Source organism: Catenulispora rubra (assembly GCF_015356825.1).
Lineage (GTDB): Bacteria > Actinomycetota > Actinomycetes > Streptomycetales > Catenulisporaceae > Catenulispora > Catenulispora rubra.
Window position 1 is genome coordinate 1 of sequence record NZ_JAACYW010000574.1, and the last position, 2,302, is coordinate 2,302.

The following is a 2,302-nucleotide window of genomic DNA, read 5'->3' on the forward strand; positions in this document are numbered from 1 at the left end:
CCCGTCTCCCACCGCCACCCGTTATGGAGGGGCTTCGCCCCGCTCTGCTCAATGGGTCGTGCCGCCGAACAGGTGACACGCCTTTGACATCACAGAACTCGCCTCCACTACCCTGCGTGATCAGCTGACCCCGTCAGTCTGTCGGTAGGAGGCCGAACCGTGCACCAGTCCGTGACCGCCGCGATGGACCCGGTGTCGGTGGCCCGCTGGCAGTTCGCGATCACGACGGTGTACCACTTCCTGTTCGTCCCGCTGACCATCGGCACCTCGTTCCTCGTCGCGGGCTTCCAGACGGCCTGGCACCGCACCGGCAAGGAGCAGTACTACCAGGCGACGAGGTTCTGGGGCCGGCTGTTCCTGATCAACTTCGCCCTCGGCCTGGTCACCGGCATCGTGCAGGAGTTCCAGTTCGGCATGAACTGGTCGGAGTACTCCCGCTTCGTCGGCGACATCTTCGGCTCGCCGCTGGCGATCGAGGCGCTGCTGGCGTTCTTCCTGGAGTCCACGTTCCTCGGCCTGTGGATCTTCGGCTGGGAACGGCTGCCCCGCGGCGTGCACTTGGCCTGTATCTGGATCGCCGCATTCGGCACCATGGCCAGCGCCTACTTCATCCTGGCCGCCAACTCCTTCATGCAGCACCCGGTCGGCTACGTGTTCAACGATCTGATGGGCCGCGCCGAGCTCACCGACTTCTGGGCCGTGATCACCCAGCGGACCACCGTCATCACCTTCCTGCACGTCCTGACCGCCTGCTTCCTGTGCGCCGGCGCCGCCCTGGTCGGCATCTCCTGCTACCACCTGCGCAAGAAGCAGCAGCCCGCGGTCTTCCGGCCCTCGCTGCTGGTCGGCCTGTGGGCGCTGCTGATCGCCGGCGTCGGCGTCGCGCTGACCGGGGACCAGCAGGGCAAGGTGATGTTCGAGCAGCAGCCGATGAAGATGGCCTCGGCCGAGGCGCTGTGGGACACGCAGGGGCCGGCGCCGTTCTCGATGTTCGCGGTCGGCGACGTCGAGAAGGGTCGCAACTCGGTGGAGATCGAGATCCCGCGGCTGCTGTCCTTCCTGGCCCACGGCAACTTCCACGACCCGGTCCCCGGCATCAACCAGACCAACGCCGCCGAGCAGGCCAGGTACGGCCCCGGCGACTACCGGCCGTGGATCCCGATGGCGTACTGGTCCTTCCGCTGGATGATCGGCTTCGGGATGTTCTCGGTGCTGGTGGCGCTGTTCGGCCTCTGGTTCACCCGGCGCGGTCGCACGCCGTCGGGCCGCTGGGGCGCCTGGTTCTGGCGGTTCGGCCTGTGGACCCTGGTCTTCCCGGTGATCGGCTCGGCCTGGGGCTGGATCTTCACCGAGACCGGACGCCAGCCCTGGATCGTGTACGGCCTGATGCGCACCCGTGAGGGCGTGTCGACGTCGGTGCCGGCCGGCCGGGTGCTGACCTCGTTGATCCTGTTCGCGGCTCTGTACGCGGTGCTGGCCGTGGTCGAGGTGGGGTTGTGCGTCAAGTACGCGCGGGCGGGGGCTCATGACGTCGCCCCGGCAGCTACTCCTCCGTCTCTGGGCGGCGACGAGGATCAGCCACTTGCGTTCGCGTACTGACACTGAGAGGTAGACGGCCGTGAGCCTGGTGAACTTCTGGTACCTGCTGATCGCGGTGCTGTGGATCGGCTACTTCTTCCTGGAGGGCTTCGACTTCGGGGTCGGGATCCTGACCAAGGTCTTGGCGCGCGACGAGACCAACCGCCGGGTGCTGATCAACACCATCGGCCCGGTCTGGGACGGCAACGAGGTGTGGGTGATCACGGCGATCGGGGCGACGTTCGCGGCGTTCCCGAACTGGTACGCCACCCTGCTGTCGGGGTTCTACGTACCGCTGCTGTTGGTGCTGCTGTCGCTGATCGTCCGCAACGTCGCCTTCGAGTACCGCGGCAAGAGCGACGCCCGGCACCGGCCGTGGTGGGACTGGTGCATCTTCCTCGGCTCGCTGCTCCCGCCGCTGCTGTGGGGCCTGGTGTTCGGGTGCATGTTCTCCGGCACCAAGATCGGCGACGACATGAGCTTCCGCGGCCGGATGTCGGATTTCCTCACCACCTTCGACGGGCTCGTCGGCGCGCTGGCCTTCCTGGCGCTGTTCCTGACGCACGGCGCCGTCTACACGGCGCTGAAGACGCGCGGGCCGATCCGCGACGGCGCGCGGCGTCTGGCTGTGCCGGGTGCGCTGGTGAGTCTGGTGCTGGTCGGGGTGCTGCTGGGGCGGATCAACGCCCATTGGGGCGGGCCGCTGTCGTGGACGGTGGGGGTG

General features: G+C 67.7%; 2 protein-coding genes. Both read left to right on the forward strand.

Annotated elements, in window-relative coordinates:
• The first annotated feature begins 171 nt into the window (after positions 1-171).
• A complete protein-coding gene (locus GWK61_RS54135; protein WP_194922220.1) occupies positions 172-1,599 on the forward strand; it encodes a cytochrome ubiquinol oxidase subunit I in 1,428 nt (475 codons plus the stop codon).
• Between the two features lie 19 nt (positions 1,600-1,618).
• Positions 1,619-2,302 (forward strand): cytochrome d ubiquinol oxidase subunit II (gene cydB, locus GWK61_RS54140; protein ID WP_194922219.1); only part of this gene is annotated, 684 nt, incomplete at its 3' end.